The sequence below is a fragment of the Blautia sp. MSK20_18 genome (assembly GCF_020553125.1).
Classification (GTDB): Bacteria; Bacillota; Clostridia; order Lachnospirales; family Lachnospiraceae; genus Blautia_A; species Blautia_A fusiformis.
Window position 1 is genome coordinate 1 of sequence record NZ_JAJCGR010000084.1, and the last position, 1935, is coordinate 1935.

At 39.1% G+C, this 1935-nt stretch carries 2 protein-coding genes; both read left to right on the forward strand.

What is annotated here, in order from left to right; all coding sequences use genetic code 11:
* The first annotated feature begins 33 nt into the window (after positions 1-33).
* The gene (locus LI091_RS18310; protein WP_173758903.1) at positions 34-690 is read left to right on the forward strand and encodes an IS607 family transposase; all 657 of its coding nucleotides are present in this window, start codon (positions 34-36) and stop codon (positions 688-690) included.
* Positions 620-1783 (forward strand): RNA-guided endonuclease InsQ/TnpB family protein, encoded by a 1164-nt coding sequence (locus tag LI091_RS18315; RefSeq protein ID WP_161210090.1) that lies wholly within the window; start codon positions 620-622, stop codon positions 1781-1783. The genes LI091_RS18310 and LI091_RS18315 overlap by 71 nt, the downstream gene beginning before the upstream one ends.
* Positions 1784-1935: the final 152 nt, after the last annotated feature.

Consider the following 1935-nt stretch of genomic DNA (forward strand, 5'->3'; position numbering starts at 1 on the left):
TACTTATGGAGGTATATTATGGACACATCAAATATCACAAATTATAAACCAAAAGATTTTGCTGAATTATTAGGTGTTTCTGTAAAAACGCTTCAGAGATGGGACAGAGAGGGAATCTTAAAAGCAAACCGAACTCCAACAGACAGGCGTTATTACACATATGACCAGTATCTTCAATTTAAAGGTATAAATATAGAACATGATAAACGAAAAGTTGTTATTTATGCAAGAGTATCTACCAAAAACCAAAGGGATGATCTTCAAAATCAGACAGCATTTCTGCGTCAGTTCTGTAATGCCAGAGGAATGATCGTAGACCAGTGCATTGAAGACTATGGAAGCGGACTTAATTATAACCGCAAGAAATGGAATGGATTACTGGACGAAGTCATGGAGCAGAAGGTCAAAACCATAGTGATCACACATAAAGACAGATTTATCCGTTTTGGATACGACTGGTTTGAAAGATTCTGCATGAAATTCCACACAACGATACTGGTGGTGAACAATGAAGAACTGTCACCACAGGAAGAACTTGTACAGGATATTATTTCCATCCTTCATGTGTTTTCCTGTAGATTATATGGACTTCGTAAGTATAAAAAACAGATAGAAAAGGATGAGGAGATTGCTGAAGAGCTTCAAGACAGAGATCGATCCTACAGAAGAGCAGAAGATCAAAATACATAAGACAATCGGCACATGCAGATATATTTATAATTTCTACCTGTTTCATAATAAAGAACGTTATGATGCCGGTGAAAGATTTATGAGCGGCAAGTCGTTCAGTGTATGGCTGAACAATGAATACCTTCCAAGGCATCCGGAATATTTCTGGATCAGAGAAGTCAGTTCCAAATCGGTAAAGAATGCAATCGAAAATGCCTGTACCGCTTTTTCAAGATTTTTTCATCATCAGAGTAGTTTCCCGAGATATAAGAAAAAAGGAAGATCTGATGTAAAAATGTATTTTGTAAAGAATAATCCCAAAGACTGTCTCTGTGAACGTCACAGGATCAAGATCCCAACACTTGGCTGGGTAAGGCTGAAAGAAAAAGGTTACGTTCCGACCTCTAAGGATGGATATGTGATCCGAAGCGGGGCAGTTTCCATGAAAGCAGGCAGATATTATGTGTCTGCACTTGTCGATATACCTGCTCCGGAAGCAGATGGAAATTTCACTGATGGGATCGGAATTGATCTGGGGCTGAAAGACTTTGCAGTTGTGTCAAATGGAACTGTATACAGAAATATCAATAAAACAGTACGGATCAGAAAACTTGAGAAACAATTAAGACGGGCACAGCGAAAGCTTTCCCGTAAATATGAGAACTTAAAGAAAGGAGAGTCCACTCAAAGAGCAAATATATGCAAACAAAAGCTTAAAGTACAGAAACTTCATCATCGGATAGAAAATATCCGTACAGATCATATCAACAAGGTAATATCTGAGATAGTGAAAACCAAGCCGTCTCATATAACGATTGAGGATCTGAACATATCCGGGATGATGAAGAACCGGCATCTCTCAAAAGCAGTTGCGTCCCAGAAATTCTATGAATTCCGGACAAAATTGAAAACAAAATGTGCTGAATATGGAATCGAACTGAGGGTAGTTGACCGATGGTACCCATCTTCCAGGATCTGCCACTGCTGCAGCTGTATTAAAAAAGATCTGAAACTTTCAGACAGGATCTACAGATGCACATGTGGATATATTGAGGACAGAGATCTCAATGCAGCACTGAATCTGAGAGATGCAGAGACTTACGAAGTTGCATGATCCCGCAAACGTAAGTATGTACCGAAGGCTATTTCGGGAATTAACGACTGTGGAGTGTACTTAGGATCTGTGAGTAGAGATAACTCCGGTTACTCAAAAGCATACACAAAGAAACAGTAAGCGGTATTCGTGAGAATCCGCATTATCTCGAT

Coding starts and splice junctions, on each gene's coding strand:
- LI091_RS18315 (WP_161210090.1), top strand. CDS start 620: ATGAGGAGATTGCTGAAGAGCTTCAAGACAGAGATCGATCCTACAGAA.